The organism is Flavobacterium sp. DG2-3, from assembly GCF_030730925.1.
In the GTDB taxonomy this organism is placed as follows: domain Bacteria; phylum Bacteroidota; class Bacteroidia; order Flavobacteriales; family Flavobacteriaceae; genus Flavobacterium.
In genome coordinates this window covers 47,133-67,322 of the sequence record NZ_JAVAMB010000023.1, presented here as the reverse complement: position 1 = coordinate 67,322, position 20,190 = coordinate 47,133, and the positions used below count along the sequence as shown (strand labels likewise).

The window sequence follows — 20,190 nt, the reverse complement described above, 5'->3', positions numbered from 1 at the left end:
TTTTTTATTTTAAATCGGCGTAAACTGTTTCTGGGCTTTGATTTTGGGCTTTTATTTCAGTTCCTTCTTTTAAAGAGGCTACTCCTTCTAATACAATCTGATCGCCAGGATTTAATCCGCTTGTTACTACATAATAATTGCCTGCAGAATTGTCTAATACTGTGATATTGGCATTTTTAGTTTTTCCGTCTTTACCAACAACTACAGCAAAAATCTTATCCTGTAATTCAAATGTTGCGCTCTGTGGAACTATAATTGAATTTTTAACTTCATTCGGAATTCTAACTGTTGTGCTGCTTCCGCTTCTGATAATTCCTTTTGGATTTGGAAAACGCGCTCTTACATTTACAGTACCCGTTTCTGTATTAATTAATCCGTTTACCGTTTCAATACGCCCTTTCTGATCGTAAATTGATCCATCTGAAAGCAATAAAGAAACTGCTGGCATGTTTTTAATTTTCTGAGCTAAAGAAGCGCCCGTTGTATTGTTTTGTGTAAAATTCAACAGCATTTTTTCGTTTATAGCGAAGTAGGCGTAAACATTTCCAATACTAGAAACGGTTGTTAGTGGATCGGCCGTATTTGAACTGACCAAACTTCCTAAACGAAACGGAATTGAACCTACAACTCCATTTACAGGACTTGTAACGGTTGTATAGCCTAAATTAACTTTAGCATTTACTAAAGCTGCATTTGCCTGAGCCAAAGAAGCCAAAGCCGACTCGTACGTATATTGAGCCGATTCTAAATCATATTTACTGATAATTCCTTTTTCGACCAATGGCTTCACTTTATTTACAGCCAATTTTGCCGAACTCACATCTGCCTGAGCACTTTTAATGCTTGCTGTTGCCGTACGAACTTCCTGCTCATATTCTGGAGCACTTATTTTAAATAAGGGCTGTCCTGCTTTTACAACCGCACCTTCATCAACAAAAATCTTATCGATATAGCCTTCAACTCTTGGACGGATTTCTATATTTTGCTGTCCTTGTATACTAGCTGGAAAATCGCTCTTTAAAGTAGCCGATTTTGGCTGTAAGGTTACAGTCTTATATTCTTTAATCTGCGGTGCTCCTCCGGCCTGTGCCGATTTATCATTTTTACCGCATGAAGCGATAATAAGTGAAGCTGCAAGAATGCTTAAAAATGATTGCTTATTCATTGTCAAAAATGTGTAATTATCGATTATATCCTAGCAAAAGAAACAAATTATAACACACAAAAATTTTCAAATAGACGAAGAGCGACAAACAATCGATAAAGGTCGGATGACAGCCGATGGATTTTTTTAAAATATTAAACAACTGTTTAATTTTTATCCCATCGGCTCTAAATTGCTTTTTAGAGACTCTAAATCGGGTTTTGGCGATTGCTAAATTTTCATGTTCAAATAAAATGTAATATTGTCTCTAAATTACGAATTCTAATGACACCAAACATTTTCAGACCTTACTTATTTACTGGACTTCACATACTTGGCTGGTTTTTGTTAGGGTATCTTATGCTATTTTATATTCCGCTGACTTGGAATGTCGTGCTTCCGCAGGCATTCTGGCTTTGGCAAAGTATTATATTGTTTTTACTAATCAATCTATTTTATTCTACCGCAAAAATCGTAGTTCCAAAAACCATTATTAAAGACAATACTTCGCCTTTCTTGCTTTGGGCGTTTGCGGCAATTATTGCCATGCAGTTAATTGCTTATTTTTATACCTCGCAAACCGATCTACACGAGCAGATTAGTAGGGCTATCGGATTTAAGAAATACAAAAATCCGTATTTCGATAATTACGTTTTTACGCTGACTTTATTGGTTTTAGGAATAAGCACCAGCTGGGCCATGTTAACGCATTGGCAGAAAGCGGCGCAGCACAAACAAAAATTAGAGCAGGACAAAACTATGGCAGAACTGGCCATGTTAAAAGCACAGATCAATCCGCATTTTTTCTTTAATTCATTGAACAGCATTTATTCTTTAACTTATACCGATATTGAAGATTCTAGAAATGCTTTGCATACTTTAAGCCGAATGATGCGCTATTTGCTTTATAGTACGGAAGAAAAAACAACGCTGCTGAAAGAAGCCGAATTTATGCGTGATTTTATTGCTTTAATGAAACTTCGTGCCAATAGTAAACTTACCATTACAACAGATATACCTGAAAAAATACACGATTACCCTATTGTTCCAATGTTATTACTACCTTTAGTAGAAAATGCTTTTAAGCATGGTATTCACGCCACTGATAAAAGCGAGATTTACATTAAGCTTACGCAAAATGAAAGCAATCTGGAATTTGAAGTAGAAAACACTTTTTTTGAAAAAACAACAACTTCAGATGAAGGTGGAATTGGTTTAACAAACACCAAAAGAAGGCTGCAATTGATTTATCCAAATCAGCATTTCATTTCTTTTGGAGTTACCGATCACGGAACATATAAAATTAAATTGAAAATAAATCTAGAGCAATGACGGTATTAAAATGTATAGCAGTAGATGATGAACCATTGGCTTTAAAACTGGTAGAAACGTTTATTCACCAGACTCCATTTTTGGAGTTAATGACTACTTGCGACAATGCTGTAGATGCAATGGGTATTATTCGGGAAACTAAACCTGATTTGGTTTTCTTAGATATCAATATGCCCAATTTAAGCGGAATGGAATTGGCAAGACTTTTACAAGATCAAGCCGGACCGCTGCCCAAAATCGTTTTTACAACAGCTTACAATCATTATGCAATTGAAGGCTATCGTGTAAATGCTGTCGACTACCTTCTAAAACCTTTCAGTTACGAAGAATTTCTTCGAGCTTCAAGTAAAGTTTTACAATTGTCTGAAGAAGCCAGCAATAACTTTACTCCAATTGCCGCAGACGACGAATTTATCTTTTTGAAAGTCGAGTACCAATGGGTTAGAATTTCTTTAAAAGATATTACGTATATCGAAAGTCTGAAAGATTATGTAAAAGTACATCTCGAAGATTCTCAAAAAGCCTTAATGTCTTTGATTTCGCTAAAGGCATTAGAAGAAAAACTCCCTTCTTCAAAATTTATGCGTGTTCATCGTTCGTTTATAGTTTCGCTAGACAAAATAAGCGCCATCAGTAAAAACTCCATCTTCATCGATAAAATAGAAATCACAGTCGGCGAACAATACAAAGAAGCCTTTAAAACTATGGTCGATAAGTGGCTGAAATAAATTAGAATTAGAATAATCATGGAAAAAAGATCAAACAAATATTACCTTACTTTAAGCCTTAAGGAATATGCAAATGGTGAAACCGAACCAGCAAAAGAACTCGGAATTCAATTTGATAATCACGACGAAATCTTCGGAATCATTGAAAGAATTAAATCTAAGAATATATTTAAGGACGATTCTGAAGCTGTTCAATTTGCTTTAGGGCTAAAATTATTTAGTGAAATCAAATTAAAAAATCGCAAAAATCCACTTTTTGAAGAACTGAATGAAGTTTTTCCTGTCTTTATGAAAAAATTAAAAAGTCTTTAAAATCTCCTTTAAAAACAAGACTTCAACCTTATTTCCCTTCAGATTTTAAATGTTAAATTTCTGCTAAGAAAAACATAATACAATTCTTACTGGCAATATTTTAAAACAATTATCCGTTTCAATTAGGCATGTCCCACTAAATGCTTTCCTTAAAAGAAGTTTAATTTCTAGTTGAAATTCTTTTGCTTTTGAAAAGCATTTAGGCATTCTTAATTGAAAATAAAACGGAGAACCTCGTTCGAAACTGACCATTTCATAGTTAACGAATCTCCACTTCTCTTTGGAAATGTTCGATAATGCAAAAATTATTTTATTAACCATTAAAATGAAAGCATTATGATAATTCAAAAAAGTATTTTTCTTCTTGCCGGAATTTTGGCTTTAGGCAGCTGTTCTAACAATGATAACGTTGATGGAGATACCGATCCAGGACCAACTGGACCTCCCGTAGAAACAGGTACGCCTAACACAAGTTATCAGCCAGCATTTTCCGGACAAACACGCGCAGGAAGCATTCAGACTACAACTGAAATCGAATCTAAAATTATCACCAACGGTTTAAGCGCTCCTTGGGGAGTTGCCTATCTTCCTGACGGACGTCTTTTAGTAACTGAAAAAGCAGGTAAAATTAAAATCGTTACCCAAGAAGGTGTTATTAGCAATGCCTTAACTGGTGTTCCTGCTGTTAATCCTGCTGAGCAAGGTGGTTTATTAGGAATTTGTTTAGATCCTGCATTTGCCACTAACCGAATGATTTACTGGACGTTTTCTGAAATTGTAGCAGGCGGAAATATTACCGCTGTAGCGAAAGGTAGAATTTCAGACAACTATACTGCGATTGAAAATGCAACGGTTATTTATCGTTCGAATACACCTCATCCAAGCGCGAAACATTACGGAAGCCGTATTTTGTTTGACAAAACTGGAAATTTATTGGTAAGCATTGGAGAAAGATCTGATATAGATGCTCGTCCGTTAGCACAATCAGCCACTAGCAGTCTGGGTAAAATTGTCCGTATTACGACAAATGGACAAGCTGCTTCTGGAAACCCGGCTTTTACTGCTACAGGGGCTCTATCAGAACTTTATACTATGGGACATAGAAATCCTCAAGGATTGGCTATACATCCAACAACGGGTGAATTATGGGAAAGCGAACATGGTCCTAGAGGCGGTGACGAAATTAACCGAATTAATCCAGGAAAAAATTATGGCTGGCCAACTATTACATACGGAATTGAATACAGTGGTACGAAAATTGGAGATGGAATAACACAGAAAGAAGGTTTAGAACAGCCAGTATATTATTGGGATCCAGTGGTATCGCCAAGCGGTATGACCTTCTATGCAGGAAAACGAGTTCCAGAATGGCAAAACAATTTATTTATAGGTTCTTTAAGCGCTACACACATTGTTCGTTTGGCTTTTAAAGACAATAAAGTAGCCGGAGAAGAAAGATTATTGGCCAGCGAAGGACAAAGATTTAGAGATATTACTCAAGGAAAAGATGAAGCATTATACGCCGTTACCGATCAAGGAAGACTTTATAGAATAGATAAAAAATAAAAGCAAACTTGTTCATAATACATGCCAAAAAACGCCCCAATTATGGGGCGTTTATGTTTTGGTATTGAAGTATTGATTTAACCGCAATGGGCGCAAGGTTTTTTATATACTAAATCTAATACAAACGCAAAGTTCGCAAAGCTATATAGATATAGCTTTGCGAACTTTGCGTTTACAAAATCTTTTAAATCAAAAACCTTGCGTTCTTTGCGGTTAAAAAAATTAAGCTTTCGCTTTTCTTTTTACCGTACAGCCAATTTCTTTAGTTTGGGTTACAGCTGGTTTTTGTCCACTTTTTAAAGAGGCAATCACATCTTCTGCATATTTGATTTTTTGAGGATTATTTCCTTCTGGATCATTATCAATTGCTCCAACATATTCTACCACATTTCCTTTTGCAGTTTTAGAAACAATGAAAATATGAGGCGTGCGTTTTGCACCATATTCGTCTGTAATTTTCTGTCCTGGATCAAATAAGTATGGGAAAGAATATTTTTTCTCTTTTGCCAAGTCCTGCATTTTTGCAAATGTATCTGCAGTAGAAGCTTCTGGATCATTCGGATTTATAGCAATTACTGGATATCCTTGCGGTTTGAATTTTTTATCCAAATCGATAATTCGCTGCTCATATCCAATTGCATACGGGCAAGTATTGCAAGTAAAAACAACAATGTAGCCTTTTGCATCTTTAAAAGTTCCGAAAGAAACGTCTTTGTTATCGACATTTTTCAGTTTGAAATCTGGAGCCACGTCGCCTGCTTTAAGAGTTACAGCATTTTGTGCATGAGATAGAAAAGCAGAAAATGCCAATGCTAGTAATAAGATTATTTTCTTCATAATGGTTTAAAGTTTTTTATATTCAGTTAATAATTGTTCGTACGTAAACTCACTTTCGACAAATTTTCTTTTGTCATTTTTGATGAAAAGCGTTGCCGGAATACTTCCTGACCAGCTTGGGTCTATTCTGTCAATAAACTCCTGCGGACTGCTTTCGTTTAGCAGAAAAACTTCATTCTTCAAATTTTTCCTTTTCACAAACGGAACTACATTAGAAGCTAATTTCGATTTAAAATCTAAACTCACCAACAAAACAGCCAGTTTTTCTGATTTATGCTCAGCGCTTAGTTTTTCAAAATGCGGCAGTTCTTTGATGCAAGGAGCGCACCATGTCGCCCAAAAATTCACTACATAAGTGCTGTCTTTTCCGTTCTTGATTCTTTCATTCAGCTGATTTATAGTTAAAAGCTTCACATTCTGATTGTATCCTTTTACACAAAAAAGCAAAAACAGAATAAAGGAGATTTTTAAAAGTTTATTTTTCATAGACCTTTTGACCTTAAAATTAATTTGTTTCCTACAAATATAAACTAATGCTTAATTAGATTTTGTTAATGAAAGTTTAATTGCAAGCTTCTAAGCCTCTAAGTCGCTAAGATGCTAAGGTACCGACGAAATGTTCCTAGCGGAACATTATAATCATGGGAACGCATTATGTTACCAATGAGATGTTCCTAGCGGAACAATTAACCAATCGAACATTCTATGAGCTACCGACAAGATGTTCCTAGCGGAACATTCTTTAAGCAAACGCGTTATGGAACTACCAACAATATGCTCCTAACGGAACATTCTTAATCGAACTTGAATTAGATGTTCCTAGCGGAACATCAAATACATATAGTTTGCATGTTCCGCTAGAAACATTTCATCGGTAACGACCATCGTATGCGAAATTGGTTTTGTTCTGCTAGGAACATCTCGTCGGTAAGTTCTAGAATGTGCTCAATTAGCTATGTTTCGTTAGGAACATTTCATCGGTAACAACCATAATATGCACAATTGGTTAATGTTCTGCTAGGAACATCTCGTCGGTAAAGTTCTAGAATGTGTTCAATTAGCTATGTTCCGCTAGGAACATCTCGTCGGTAAGTTCTAGAATGTGCTCAATTAGCTATGTTCCGCTAGGAACATCTCATCGATAAGTGCTAGAATGTGTTCAATTAGCTATGTTCCGCTAGGAACATCTCATCGGTAAGTGCCAGAATGTGTTCAATTAGCTATGTTCCGCTAGGAACATCTCGTCGGTAACAAGTCTAACAGAGTATATCGTCCCGTAGGGACGTTTGAACATCACAATATTGGCTCTATAAAAATATACCTCGGATCATATTCTACTTCAAATGCTTTCAACATTTCGAGATATTCTTCTAAAAATGCTTTTTTGCTATGATGCTGCTCTTGCTTTTCTATGTAACGAATTACATTTGAAACATGACTTTTTGAATACGAAAAAGCTCCATAGCCTTCTTGCCAAGCAAAATCTGAACATAATTTTTGTTCCTTAATCCATTTAGAGCTTTCTGTTTTTACGTTTTGGATCAGAGACGACATAGATTGTGTTGGACGCATTCCTATAAAAATATGAATATGATCTGGCATACTGTTTATGCATAACATTTTGTGCTGATTGGATTGGATTATTCCTGTTATGTACTGATGCAATTTATCTTTCCATTCTTTTGCTATTAATGCTTTTCTGTATTTTACTGCGAAAACAAATTGTATATGCACCTGCGTGTATGTGTTTGCCATAATTATCATTTTAATTTTTCTACCGATGAGATGTTCCTAGCGGAACATTTTTTGTTAATCCCTGTGGGATTTTGATCTTAATTATTTTTGGCAACAAATACAACAATCTGTAAGATTATAATTACTTTTTTATCATATTAAACTTCTGATAAATAGTCATCTTTTTTTGACTAATTGACTCGCAATGATATTCACCTCAACTTTACAATAAATTCAGAAAACCCGAGAGTACAATAAAAACATGAAAATACTGTCGCTTTTATTAATCTTGATTTGCAGTGCAAGCTGTCAGTCGCAAACGAATTCTAAAATGAGTGAAGAAAAAACAAATCCGCTATTGTGTGATCCTGTAAGCGGAATGTGTGAAATGCCTGTTGGCGAACAATCGAATGGAAAAACAGCTATTTCTACAGAAAATAAACCCGTTAAAATAATTTATTACACCGATCCTATTTGCTCTTCTTGCTGGGGAATTGAACCTCAGCTTCGAAAATTAAAACTAGAATACGGCGACTATTTTGAGATTGATTACCGAATGGGCGGATTATTACCCGATTGGAGTTACAACAGTGGCGGAATTAGCAAACCTTCTGATGTAGCGCATCATTGGGACGAAGCTAGTCTGCATTACGAAATGCCAATTGACGGAAATGTTTGGATCGAAGATCCGCTAGATTCTTCTTATCCTTCTTGCATTGCCATGAAAGCAGCGCAAATGCAGAGTAAAGAAAAAGCGGTTTCTTTTATGCGTATTCTTCGCGAAAAGCTTTATTTGGATAAAAAAAATATCGCAAAATGGGAAAACATTGCTGAGGCTGCCAAAATCGCAGATTTAAATATAAAAAAGCTAAAAGCGGATTATGACGATGCCGAAGAACTTTTTCATCAAGATTTAAACTTAGGTAAAAGTCTTGGAGTACGAGGTTTTCCAACACTGTTTTTTGCAGATGCTACCAATAGCCAACTGATGGTTTATGGTTCTAAACCTTATTCTTGGTACGAAAATACGCTATTGGCATTGTTTCCTGAAGCAAAGAAGAAAAGTATTAAAAATGAGAATCCAATGGATTTGTTCGAGATTTATCCAACATTGGCTCCAAAAGAATATGCTGTCATTTTAGAAAAATCAACTTCTGAAGCTAAAGCTATTTTAGAGAGATTACATCAGCAAGGTTTGTTGGATAAAAAGACCATCAAAAACGGTTCTCTTTACAGTAAAAAGTAATTTTAAGTGTATAAATAACAAAGGCCGTAAAGTTGAATTTCATTACGGCTTTTGTTTTTTATGTTTTATATCTAAATCTCTTTCAAAATTAAATCGGCTATAACATCTATTGCTTGGTCAATAATACTTTCTGGAGTTCCTTTAAATTCGTAACGTTTGGCAATTTGCTTTTCTCCTAAAATTAGATGTATAAAAATTGTCCCGACAGGTTTTGATTCGCTTTCACTTCCTCCCGGCGTTGTTAAACCTGTTAGTGCAACACAAATGTCTGAATTGATATAGCGATAAAAATTCTGTGCCATTAGCTTCGTTACTTCTGCAGATTCGGCACTGTACTGTTCAATTGTTCCCCATGGTATGTGCAATAAATCCTCTTTCATAGAAGTGTGATAACAAACTATCCCTCCTATGAGAATTCTTCCTGAGTTTATTACGGTAGAAAATTCATAGCACATTTTTCCTGCTGAAGCACTTTCTGCAAATGCTATTGTCTTGTTTTTTTCAATTAAAGCCTTACAGCAAGCGGTGACCTTCTCTGACGCCATATCGATTAAATTTAATTACACAATTATTTCATACCAAATGTATAAGTGTAACCTCATTATAAACTTACATAATTTCTTACATTATTTACATTATAAGTAACTGTTAATTATGCAATTATAATTTAATTTTTTATAAGACCTCCCTTCTATTTACGTGCTAAATTTGTAAAAATAGCTTTTTAGTGAAGCAATAGTACATGCCATTAGATTTATAAAAGCCAAATAATTAGAAGAAATTAAATTAGAAAATAACAAATCAAAAAAAACACTATTATGGAAAAGCAGCACAACCATGATTATGGTCAATTTGATCCTGATTATATCGACCAAAATACGCTTGTAGACGGAACTTATTCTAATGAAGATGAGTTTAAACAAGTTTTAAAGAAAGACGAGAATCGTGAATTTGGCGAAAGCGATCCTGATTATTACGAACAAAATACATTAGTTGATAATGATAATTATGCTCGCGACGAAGATCCGTATCAATATCAAGAAGAGTTTATTGAAGATTCTTCGCATCCTAAGGGAGATTTTGAGCCAAATACGAATATCCGATCAGAAAACATTCCGAATGAAGAACGGGTTGTTAACGAAGATGACGCCATTACAAATGATGATACAGAAGAGGATTTGAAAGATCAGTACAATTCTGATCACGAAGACACTGTTGAAAAAAACAATGATGCGCCTGAGAATTTAAATGATTTTGACGCAGAACATTATCCAGAGAATCATCCTAGAGAATAAGGAAAATAATCGTAAATTGTAAAGCATTAATTAGTTATGACTTTAGCTGCTCAGATTGTCTGGCTCTTTTTACTCGCAATTCCGATTGCCTGTATTAGCTGGACTGTAACACACGAAGAAATTTTTAGAGAGCCTCATGAATGGTGTGTCAGACATTCTAAAAATGACAGATATATACTATCCAGAAAGTTCTTTTACCTTCTTACTTGTGAATACTGCTTCAGTCACTACGTTACCATTGCCTTTCTGATCCTTTGCGATTATAAACTTTTGTTAAATGACTGGAGAGGTTACATTTTGGCAGGGTTTTCTCTGGTTTTTATGGCAAACGTATATATGAGCCTTTTTGCTCTTTTACGTCAAGCTATTAAAAAAGAAAAGGTCGAAATCGAGAAAATCGAAAGCGAAACTGACAGCGATAGCGCTAAAAATGAAAACAATATTAAAAAAGAAGTATAATTAAATAAATTGACGTCATGGAGAATTTGAATTTTATAGACCCATTATTACACGGAATTACCCCTGAAACTTTAAACAATAAAAATCTATCGGTAAAGCAATTAGCATGCGCAGGAGTTGGTGCTCTTTTGGCTGCAGCAATTTTAAAGAAAACCGGAAATCCAAAAATTGGAGCAGTTGTAGGTGGTTTAGCATTACCAATATTAGCATCAGCAGGTTATAAAAAATACTGCGAAATAAAAAAAGAAAAAAACGATGCCATTTCTAGCAGCGGTATCGAATACAATCATTAATCGGTTAAAATACCTATCATAAAAAAAGAGCGCTTATAATTAAATAAGCGCTCTTTTTTTTTTAAAGAGATCAATTTATATTGCCTTCGACCCAGTTTAAAGCTTTATTAAAATCTATTTTTTTATAACCACGAAACTCACCTGGAACAATATAACTGAATCCGTTTGTAAAAGAGATAATTTCGTCTGTATCGGTAACAATTGCGGCTCTGTTCCATTTTCCCAAATGTTTAAGTCCCAAAAGTCCGTCTTCTAGCCACGCTCCCGCCGTAAAATTTTTAATATCAGTATCTAAAACCAGTAAAAAATTAATTTCATTGATTTGTTTTACCAAATGCTCAACCGCTGGAGTTACAGTAGTCAAAAAATCTTCTTTTGTTACTTCTGCCAATGCTCTAAAGGCAACAATATTATCTGTCGTATCGATTTGATGTATCATGTTTTTTACACATTTTGAGTTATTTAATGAAGTTTTATTTAAACATTTTCAGAATGTTCAATATCTACTCAAATATACTCATTATCAGTCAGATAAAAATTACATTTAACTAATCGTTTATTATATTTTTTTAAGGTTCTGAGGTGCTAAGGTGCTAAGATTCTAAGGTTTTAAGTTGCAAAGTGACAGAGTTGCAAAGGTTTATTTTGATTGCGGATACTTTGTGTATCTGTATATTTCTGTGTAAAATTTATCCACAAGGTTTTCTGTAGACACGCACTGTTGTGAGTCTAACGTTTTTATTAAAACAAAGGAAAATCAAAACAGATATCCCTTGCGTTAGATGCACTGCAGTGCATCTCTACAGTTCTATGCTATTTTCCACAAACATTTTCCGTAGAGACGCACTGCAGTGCGTCTAACGTTTTTATTAAACAAAGGAAAATCAAAACAGATATACTTTGTGTTAGATGCACTGCAGTGCATCTCTACATTTCTAAACTTTGTTACTTTGAACCTCTGCATCTTAGAACCTCAGCACCTCAGCACCTTAGAAGCTCCCAAAAAAAAGCCTATCTCTTTCGAAATAGGCTTTTTCAAAAAAAATAAAAAATAAACTAACACACAAACTTAGTTGTATCCTTGATTTTGTTTGAATTCTTTAGTCACGTCGATTGTGGACTGCGGAATCGGGAATACTCTTCTGTAAGGTTCTGAAGCTGGTTTTGCGGTTCCTGGAAGATCAAATTTTCCGAAACGGATCATTTGTGGTCTTCTGTACAATTCCCAGTATAATTCGAAACCAATTTCGTTATATAAAACAGTTTGATCGATTGAAGTTAAAGGCTTACCTGCTACACTTCCGTATAAAGATTCTCTTTTTCTGCTGGTGCGTAAAATGTTCAAATCTTCCATAGCTTGAGCCGTATTCCCTTTTCTGAAATAAGCTTCGGCTCTCATCGTATAAATTCCTCCTAAACGAAACAACGGAATATCAACATTACTGTTTCCATTTCCTCCTTCTGGATCAAATTCATATTTAAAAATACGAGCTCCTTGATTGATTTCGTTTTGAGCAAAAACAGCCTGAGCTGGGTTTTTGAAAGTTAAAGAAGGCGTAAAATCCATTTTGGTTGTAGTACTTTTTTCCATAACTAATGGCGAAACTTTAATACGTCCGTTAACCATTTCTAGTGAACCCGAAGACAATAATATTGGTCCGTATTGTGGTCCGTACTGAATTCCTCTGTTAAAGTGGAACCAAGGCAAATTAGCACTTTTAGGAACAATATCTGTAGCTGGAACGCTTACGTCAGTTCCGTCGTTCATAAACCAAGTTCCGTCTCCGTACTGGTATTTCTGCTGGAATCTCGGGTCATCATGATTTCCATCCCATGTAGCAAAAAACTCAGGAGTTGTACAAGCTGCATTTGTTCCTCTATTTGCTGCAGAAGCTCTCTGGTTACGTTCTACACACACGTAAGCAAAACTGTTTGAACCATTTCTGATGTAATCTATTTTCTGAGAAATAGCAAAAATCAATTCTTTCCCTTTGTCATTATCTCTTGCGAAATTCTTGAAATAATCGCTTTCTAAAGAATATTTTCCTGAATTTATAAGCAATGAAGTATAATAAATTACACGATCCATATCTGATCCTGTGCCAGTTGCTGCAGCTTCAGTAAAATTAAAGTTTGATGTAGCATTAAGACGATCTTTAAAAACAGCACGGTTCAAGTACATCGTTGCCAAGAATCCGTAAGCGGCTTCTTTTGTAAATCTTCCGTGGTGTGTTTGCTGTGTTCCCATCTCTGCCAAATCTGGAATCAAAGCTTCAACATCTTTAATTAATTGATCAATTTGCGTATCGGCTTTTAAAATCTGCAATGGCGCGTTTGGATTCATCGGATCTCTATATGGCGCTTGTCCGTATAAATCCAAAGTTGTATATAAATAATACGCTAAAAGTCCTTTCGCTTCCGCTAAAAATAATTTCTTCTCCGGAATTGAACTTTCTTCAACCGACTGAATTGCGGTTAACGAACGCGTAATTCCGTTTGTCAATTTATTCCAGTTATCCACTACAATCGCATTATCCGATTTCCATGTAAACTCGTGCATGTCTCTCCATTTTCCACCATCTCCCCAGTCGCTTCCTCGAGTTGGCAGAATCGCTTCGTCTGTAGTGTATTCCTGTAAAGAGAAAACTCCTCCGTGATCTACAAAAGTTCCGTCTCCCAAACGGTCATAAGCTGCTGCAAGAGCTCCAGCCGGATTGGATGCATCTTCTCCTAAAACCTCATCCAAAACAACTTCGTCAAGATTGGTACAGCTTGCAAAAAGCCATATAAAAGAAAATATCGCGAATGTTTTTATAGTAAAAATTGTATTTGTCTTCATAATAATTATAGTTTTAAAGTTGCTCCAAAACTGAATGTTCTAGAAGTTGGATAACTTGCATAATCGATACCGATAGATTGGTTTCCTCCGTTTGATTTCGGACTATTAATTAACGGATCATAACCTGTGTAATTTGTAATCGTAATTAAGTTCTGACCTGTTACATAAAGTGTTAATCCGTTGATCCAGTTTAATCCTTTTAAGTCAAAATTGTAACCAATACGAGCCGTATTTAATCGGATGAAATCTGATTTTTCTAAGAATAACGTAGATAAAATTGGAGAGTTTGTTGCATTTGCTCCAGACTCGTAATAACCTGTTGCCACGTTACGGTCAGATGCTAAATTGTTTATGTTTAAAGCATTCAAACCTGTATTATTCAATAAATAACCGCCAGTTTGTCCGATGATAGAGAACGAGAACGTAAAGTTTTTGTATCTCATATCACTGTTAAATCCGTAGTAGAAAGTTGGAAGCGCACCTTCGATAATAATTCTATCGCTGTTATCAATTACGCCGTCTCCGTTTTGATCTTTAAAGATGTTTGCTCCATTGGCATCAAAACCAATATGCTCCAATAAATAGAAAGATCCCGCTGCATAACCGCTTTTGTAAATATTAGCATTTACACCCGATTGTCCAGGTCCTGAAATTGTTCCTGTTAAGATTTCTGAAACCGGAAGATCTTCAATTTTATTATTCAGAGTCGCACCGTTCATGTCGATATTCCAAGAGAAATTTTTAGTATCAACGATTTTAGAACCTAGCATAAACTCGATACCTTTATTGATGATTTTACCGTCAATATTGGTCCAGATTGTAGTTGTCGGACTCAAAGCCTGAGAAGGAACATTCAAAATAGCATCTGTAGTTGTTTTATTGAAATAATCTAATGTTCCGTACAATTTATCATTCCATAAATTAAAATCTAAACCTACGTTGTACTGCGTTACAACTTCCCATTTCAAATCAGGATTTGGCGTTCTGTTTACCGAAACTCCGTTTACCAGATTCAAATCATCGTATAAATAATATCCATCAGCTCCAGCTAAAGAATAACTTGCCTGCGTAATTTTATTTTCAACTTCCTGATTTCCTGTTTGTCCCCAGCTCGCTCTTAATTTTAAATTATTTAAAGTCGAAGAATCTTTTAAGAAACTTTCGTTAGCAATATTCCAACCTAAAGCAAAAGATGGGAAATAACCGTACTTATTGTTTTTACCAAAACGAGTCGATCCGTCACCTCTCATAGAAGCCGTAAGTAGATATCTGTTATCAAAGCCGTAATTTAATCTTCCGAAATAAGACTGCAACTCGTTTTCTTGCGCATAACCCGTAGTTCCTGATTGCGTTCCTTTAAATCCAGGATTTATTGATGGCGGAACACCTTCACCTTGATTCGCAATTCCGTCAATGCTGAAACTTGTTCCCGATCTTTCAAATTTCTGATAAGAGAAACCACCTAAAGCTTCGATTTTATGTTTATTTAAATTTAAATTATAAGTCAAATAATGTTCAACCAAAGAGTTTTTAGAATCTAAATTATTCTGAACATATTTTCCTTTCGGATTCAAATCGGTTAAGTTTGGAAAAATAGTCGTGTTTCTTTCTGCCATAGAACGGTCAACACCAATATTCAGTTTATATTCCAATCCATCTATAATTCTTAAAGAAGCTTCTAAGTTTCCTAAAACTCTCAACGTTCTTGTTTGATCTTGGTAAATGCTCAACAAATACGCTGGATTGTAATGCGCATTCATATTGAAATTGGTGTAATTTCCGTTAGCATCAAAAACAGAACGCGTTGGATTTGCCATCAAAGTATGAACGATCAATTGTCCGTTAGAACCTCCGTCATCACTTGTTGGAACTCCGTCATCTTTAGTTTCACTTGCCGTAAGATTCATTTTTACTTTCAAACGTTTGTTATCCAAAAATGATTCTGCTGCGTTAATTCTTCCAGAAAGACGTTTGAAGTTACTGTTACGAACCACACCTTCCTGATCCATTTGTGCGATCGAAGCATAATAGTTTCCAGATTCTGTCTGCTTAGAAAAAGAAAGCGAATTGTTTGTGGTAATAGCCGTTCTGTAAATTACATCTTGCCAATCTGTATTTCCGCCGTGATCAAATGCTTTGTCTTTAATTGCATTTCTATATTCGCCAGCGCTTAAAACATCTAGTTTATTCGCTACAGTTGCAACTCCAGTGTAAGTATCAAAAGTCAAAGTTCCTTCACCTTTAGAACCTTTTTTAGTTGTTACCAAAACCACACCGTTAGAACCTCTCGCTCCATAAATCGCTGAAGCCGATGCATCTTTCAAAACCGTAATCGATTCGATATCGCTTGTATTTAAAAAGTTCAATGGATTTTTAGCCGAAGAACTTCCAAATCCGACGTTGCTTCCAGAAGGGCTCACATCATCATTAGACAACGGCACACCATCAACAACAAATAAAGGCGTACTTCCGCTTCTAATAGATCCAACACCTCTAATGGTAACGTTTACTCCCGCTCCAGGCTCACCGCTTGTATTGACAACACGCACACCCGCAACTTTTCCTTGTATCAAATTATCTACAGAAACGTTTACACCTTGTTTGAAGTTTGCCGCTTCCAATTGTGTAACTGCACCCGTAACGTCTTTTTTAGACTGTTTTCCGTAACCAACAACCAAAACTTCATTTAACTCAGCCGTATTCGGTTCCAATTGAATCGTCATAAAACCTTTTTGTACAGCAACTGTTTTGGTTTTATAACCCATATAAGAAATGTCAAGTGTTTTTCCGTCTCCAACCGTAATTTCAAATTCTCCATCAAAATTGGTAACTGTAGAATTTGACGAACTAGTTTCTGATACAGTAGCTCCAGGAATTGGCACTTTAAATTCGTCAACGACTTTTCCTTTTACTTTAATTCTGTCGACAGCCTTAGTGTTTACCGCTTTTGGCGCAGCTGTTTTTTGAATCAAAATTAGCTTGCCGCTAATGTTATAATTGAAATTGGCTTTTTTAGAAAGATCATTCAAAATTGCTGTTATAGATCCGTCATTATAATTTACGGTATACGCTGTATTATCAGCAATTACAGCTTGTCCGTAACTGAATTTGTAATCGGTTTGCTGTGTTAGTTTTGAAAAAATAGAAACTAAAGTAGCTTTTTCTATTTTATTTGTTACTTTTGGCTCTTTTAATATAATAGTTTTACTGTAACCGCTCTGAAAGGCAAGTAAAGCTAGAACTAAAAAGACAAAACTCTTTAGATTTAAATAAGAAGGTTTAAAATACATGATTTAAGTAATTGTTTTTTTACGATGCTTAGTTATTAATAGCAGTTGTTCCCGCAGCTGCTTTTTTGTTTTTAATCCACTTTTATTGTTTCGCCATAAACTTTGAATTTTAGGTTTGTGATATAATTTATTTGTTCCAAAACATTTTCTAATGTCGCGTCCTTCTTGATGAATACCGTTAACGGCGTTGCTAATACGTGTTTATCGTCATACTCAAATGAAACTCCGTATTTATATTGTAAAATGGTAATTACTTGTTTTAAAGTTGTCTGATTCAGCGTTACATCTTCATTGTACCAATTCACCAAAAAGGCTTTATCTGCCAATTGTTTCGTTAGTTTTTGAGCTTCGAATAAAGCTTCCTGATTGGGCACCAAATCAACACTCTGTCCTTTTCCAGAAACATTAACTTTTCCGGTTACGACAATTACTTTGCAGTTTAATTTTGATAATTGAATGTGAAATGAAGTTCCGACAACTCTCGTCTGAATTTCTCCAGAATGAATAATAAACGGATGCTGTTTGTCTTTGGCAACTTCAAAAAACGCGTTTCCTTTTAATAAAGAAACCGTTCTTTGATCGCCTTCAAATTTTTCAGGATACTGAAATGATGAGTTTGCTGCCAGATAAATTTTCGAACCGTCACTTAATTGGATAGATTTGGGAATCGATGACGTTTTAAATGTGATTTGTTTTTGGTTTAAAACATTTGGTCTCAAGAAAAATCCTAAACCAAGCAGAAAAAGAATGCTGGCAGCAGCCATATATTTTAAATAAGGATTGAAAGACTTCTTCTTTCCTATTCTTAATTGAATTTCGTCATAAATATTTTGAGATTCGATTTCTGGATTTCCCATAAGATCATTGTCCCATTTTGAATTTTGATATTCGCCAAAAGCAAAATCATGTAATAAATTTTCTTCTGCCGATGAAGTTTTTCCTCGCGAACTTTTATCCAGCAAATATTCTAAACTATGTTTAATTCTTTTTATCATAATACTTATTGTTATAGATAAGTACTAGAAAATTGAAATCGTACTATTGCCAAATATTATGAAAACATCAAGCGAAAGTTATTTTAAAATTTTTGATTTAAAATAATAAAGGGAGCCAGCCATGCAAGGTCTTTTAAGCCTTCGCGAAGTTGTTTTACAGCTGATGAAATCTGGTTTTTTACGGTTTGTTTTGAAATGCCAAGTTCATCTGCAATCTGATCGATTGTCATGTCTTGAAATTTATACATCAATAAAACCTCTTTTCTTTTCTCTGGAAGTTTGTCTAATGCAACATAAAGCAGATCCATAACTTCTGGATCTATAGTCGAAAAATTTTCTATGATGTAGTCTTCGAATTTTTCTTCTAAAATAGTCTTGTCGAAACGATTGTTCTGATAATGTTTGAAAACCTGATTTTTGACCGCACGAAACAAAAAAGGTTCAATTGCATTAATATTCAGTTCTTCTTTTCTTTCCCATAAATCTACAAAAACATCCTGAACAATGTTCTGTGCCAAGTCTTTGTCCTGAGTCATCGTATAAGAAAATGCATTGAGCTTTTTCCAATATTGATTATACGTTTTTTCAAAAACTTCAGGATTATTCATAGGGCAATTAAAGGCTTTTTGGTATCGTAAAATAATAAAATGAAAATCCAATCTTTTTTGCGCCAAGGTTATCTTTAAATTAACAAATAAACACGTTTGTTGTATAAATACTACTTTTTTAAAGTCAAAGCAGGAATGTCTTTGCGATTTCTTTTTTTTTATCTAACATACAAATCGACAGTGAATTTTAATTTAGTGACTTTCAAAATGCAATTTTCTTTTGATGCGTCCCCAGTCAAACAGTATCAATTACATTTTAGAATTATGAAACAATTTTTGTTCACTTTATTATTTGCTGGAGCATTAAACGCTCAGGCACAAAACGACAATCTGAAAATTAACCAGATTCAGGTTATCGGATCACATAACAGCTATCGTCATGCGATAGAAACTGACTTATACAATCTTATTCAAGCTAAAGATACCACTCGTTCTCTTAAAGGTTTGCAATACACGCATATTAGTATTACCGAACAATTAAACAAAGGTTTGCGCAATCTGGAAATCGATATTTTCGCCGACGCTAAAGGCGGAAAATATGCGCACCCAAAAGGTTTGGATATTGCAAAATCTGAAGAAGCATACGACCCAGACGGATTGATGAAAAAACCTGGTTTTAAGGTTTTCCACATGCCAGACATCGATTTTAGAACTTCTTGCTATACCTTCGAAATCTGTCTTCAGGAATTAAAAAAATGGTCTGATGCCAATCCAGGGCACGTTCCTGTTTTCATCACTTTAGAACCAAAAGACGGAGATGCTAATTTCTTTGGCACAAAACCAGAAGATTTTACCGCAGCCGTTTTTGACGAAATGGATAAAGTCATTAAAAAAGAATTAGGCAAAGACAAACTGATTACGCCAGATATGGTTCGCGGAAAATACAAAACGCTTGAAGAAGCCGTTTTAAACAACAATTGGCCAACTTTAAAAGAAGCCAAAGGAAGGTTTTTATTCTTATTAGATAATAACGGCGCAAAAAGAGATTTGTACGCATTGAATCATCCGTCCCTTAAGGGACGCGCCGTTTTTATTAACGCCGAACCAGGAAAACCAGAAGCCGCAGCTTTATTCAGAAATAATGCCGAAGATCCAACAATTAATGATTTAGTAAAGAAAGGTTACTTAATAAGAACCCGTGCCGATTCTGATACCAAAGAAGCACGCGCCAATGATTATTCGCATTTTGAAGCAGCAAAAAAATCAGGCGCGCAAATCATCACAACCGATTATTACTTGCCGAGCACTTTCTTCAATTCTCCTTATCAAATTAAATATGATGATGGGAGTTATGTTAGAAATAATCCTGTCAGTGTGCCGTAATTTTTTACCGCAAAGAACGCAAGGATTTTTTACCTTAGATTACGCTTATAAACGCGAAGTTCGCAAAGCTAAATGATAAAGTTTTGCGAGCTTGCTTTAAATTTCTCGCAAAGACGCAGAGTCGCAAAGAATATAAAAAACTTTGCGACTCTGCGTCTTTGCGAGATTAAAAAAACCCTTAGCGAACTT

19 protein-coding genes are annotated in these 20,190 nt (G+C 35.1%); 9 read left to right on the top strand and 10 right to left on the bottom strand.

Going from position 1 to position 20,190, the window contains the following annotated elements; translation table 11 throughout:
* Positions 1-4: 4 nt before the first annotated feature.
* Positions 5-1,165, bottom strand: a complete 1,161-nt coding sequence (locus Q9Q97_RS21145; protein WP_306160777.1) for an efflux RND transporter periplasmic adaptor subunit — start codon at positions 1,163-1,165, stop codon at positions 5-7.
* A gap of 264 nt (positions 1,166-1,429) precedes the next feature.
* Here Q9Q97_RS21145 and Q9Q97_RS21140 point away from each other — a divergent pair, with 264 nt between their 5' ends.
* The 4 genes from Q9Q97_RS21140 (at position 1,430) to Q9Q97_RS21125 (ending at position 5,082) form a co-directional block, all read left to right on the top strand.
* Positions 1,430-2,476, top strand: a complete 1,047-nt coding sequence (locus tag Q9Q97_RS21140; protein WP_306160775.1) for a sensor histidine kinase — start codon at positions 1,430-1,432, stop codon at positions 2,474-2,476.
* Entirely contained in the window at positions 2,473-3,204 is a 732-nt protein-coding gene (locus tag Q9Q97_RS21135; RefSeq protein ID WP_306160774.1) for a LytTR family DNA-binding domain-containing protein, read from the top strand. Before Q9Q97_RS21140 ends, Q9Q97_RS21135 begins: the two co-directional genes overlap by 4 nt.
* Positions 3,205-3,222: 18 nt before the next feature.
* Positions 3,223-3,516 carry a DUF3861 domain-containing protein gene (locus Q9Q97_RS21130; RefSeq protein ID WP_306160772.1) on the top strand — a complete coding sequence of 98 codons (294 nt, stop codon included), beginning with the start codon at positions 3,223-3,225 and terminating at the stop codon, positions 3,514-3,516.
* 336 nt (positions 3,517-3,852) lie between these two features.
* Positions 3,853-5,082 (top strand): PQQ-dependent sugar dehydrogenase, encoded by a 1,230-nt coding sequence (locus Q9Q97_RS21125; RefSeq protein ID WP_306160770.1) that lies wholly within the window; start codon positions 3,853-3,855, stop codon positions 5,080-5,082.
* Positions 5,083-5,304: 222 nt separating this feature from the next.
* Here Q9Q97_RS21125 and Q9Q97_RS21120 read toward each other — a convergent pair whose 3' ends face one another.
* The 3 genes from Q9Q97_RS21120 to tnpA form a co-directional block, all read right to left on the bottom strand.
* Positions 5,305-5,919: a thioredoxin family protein gene (locus tag Q9Q97_RS21120; RefSeq protein WP_306160768.1), complete on the bottom strand. Its 615-nt coding sequence runs from the start codon at positions 5,917-5,919 to the stop codon at positions 5,305-5,307.
* Positions 5,920-5,925: 6 nt separating this feature from the next.
* Positions 5,926-6,405, bottom strand: coding sequence for a TlpA family protein disulfide reductase (locus tag Q9Q97_RS21115; RefSeq protein WP_306160766.1), 480 nt, complete (start codon positions 6,403-6,405; stop codon positions 5,926-5,928).
* A gap of 807 nt (positions 6,406-7,212) precedes the next feature.
* Entirely contained in the window at positions 7,213-7,674 is a 462-nt protein-coding gene (gene tnpA / locus Q9Q97_RS21110) for an IS200/IS605 family transposase (RefSeq protein WP_306160764.1), read from the bottom strand.
* 310 nt (positions 7,675-7,984) lie between these two features.
* Between tnpA and Q9Q97_RS21105 the strand changes: the two genes are divergently transcribed.
* Entirely contained in the window at positions 7,985-8,899 is a 915-nt protein-coding gene (locus Q9Q97_RS21105) for a DsbA family protein (protein WP_306160762.1), read from the top strand.
* A gap of 71 nt (positions 8,900-8,970) precedes the next feature.
* Here the strand turns inward: Q9Q97_RS21105 and Q9Q97_RS21100 are convergent, their stop codons facing one another.
* The gene (locus Q9Q97_RS21100) at positions 8,971-9,444 is read right to left on the bottom strand and encodes a CinA family protein (protein ID WP_306160760.1); all 474 of its coding nucleotides are present in this window, start codon (positions 9,442-9,444) and stop codon (positions 8,971-8,973) included.
* A gap of 273 nt (positions 9,445-9,717) precedes the next feature.
* Between Q9Q97_RS21100 and Q9Q97_RS21095 the strand changes: the two genes are divergently transcribed.
* The 3 genes from Q9Q97_RS21095 to Q9Q97_RS21085 are packed head-to-tail and all read left to right on the top strand — an operon-like array spanning position 9,718 to position 10,946.
* Positions 9,718-10,194, top strand: coding sequence for a hypothetical protein (locus Q9Q97_RS21095; RefSeq protein WP_306160758.1), 477 nt, complete (start codon positions 9,718-9,720; stop codon positions 10,192-10,194).
* A gap of 36 nt (positions 10,195-10,230) precedes the next feature.
* Complete coding sequence (locus Q9Q97_RS21090) at positions 10,231-10,653, top strand: hypothetical protein (RefSeq protein WP_306160757.1); 423 nt, start codon at positions 10,231-10,233, stop codon at positions 10,651-10,653.
* Positions 10,654-10,670: 17 nt separating this feature from the next.
* Positions 10,671-10,946 carry a PrgI family protein gene (locus Q9Q97_RS21085; RefSeq protein WP_306160755.1) on the top strand — a complete coding sequence of 92 codons (276 nt, stop codon included), beginning with the start codon at positions 10,671-10,673 and terminating at the stop codon, positions 10,944-10,946.
* A gap of 70 nt (positions 10,947-11,016) precedes the next feature.
* Here the strand turns inward: Q9Q97_RS21085 and Q9Q97_RS21080 are convergent, their stop codons facing one another.
* The 5 genes from Q9Q97_RS21080 to Q9Q97_RS21060 all read right to left on the bottom strand — a co-directional run bounded on the left by Q9Q97_RS21080 (position 11,017) and on the right by Q9Q97_RS21060 (position 18,678).
* Positions 11,017-11,385: an STAS/SEC14 domain-containing protein gene (locus Q9Q97_RS21080; RefSeq protein ID WP_306160753.1), complete on the bottom strand. Its 369-nt coding sequence runs from the start codon at positions 11,383-11,385 to the stop codon at positions 11,017-11,019.
* Between the two features lie 630 nt (positions 11,386-12,015).
* Positions 12,016-13,785 (bottom strand): RagB/SusD family nutrient uptake outer membrane protein, encoded by a 1,770-nt coding sequence (locus Q9Q97_RS21075; protein ID WP_306160752.1) that lies wholly within the window; start codon positions 13,783-13,785, stop codon positions 12,016-12,018.
* A 5-nt stretch (positions 13,786-13,790) separates the two neighbouring features.
* Positions 13,791-17,075, bottom strand: a complete 3,285-nt coding sequence (locus Q9Q97_RS21070; protein ID WP_306160750.1) for a TonB-dependent receptor — start codon at positions 17,073-17,075, stop codon at positions 13,791-13,793.
* Positions 17,076-17,146: 71 nt separating this feature from the next.
* Entirely contained in the window at positions 17,147-18,070 is a 924-nt protein-coding gene (locus Q9Q97_RS21065) for a FecR family protein (protein ID WP_306160748.1), read from the bottom strand.
* 83 nt (positions 18,071-18,153) lie between these two features.
* Complete coding sequence (locus tag Q9Q97_RS21060; RefSeq protein ID WP_306160746.1) at positions 18,154-18,678, bottom strand: RNA polymerase sigma-70 factor; 525 nt, start codon at positions 18,676-18,678, stop codon at positions 18,154-18,156.
* Positions 18,679-18,942: 264 nt separating this feature from the next.
* Here Q9Q97_RS21060 and Q9Q97_RS21055 point away from each other — a divergent pair, with 264 nt between their 5' ends.
* Positions 18,943-20,001 carry a phosphatidylinositol-specific phospholipase C1-like protein gene (locus Q9Q97_RS21055; protein WP_306160744.1) on the top strand — a complete coding sequence of 353 codons (1,059 nt, stop codon included), beginning with the start codon at positions 18,943-18,945 and terminating at the stop codon, positions 19,999-20,001.
* The last annotated feature ends 189 nt before the right edge of the window (positions 20,002-20,190 follow it).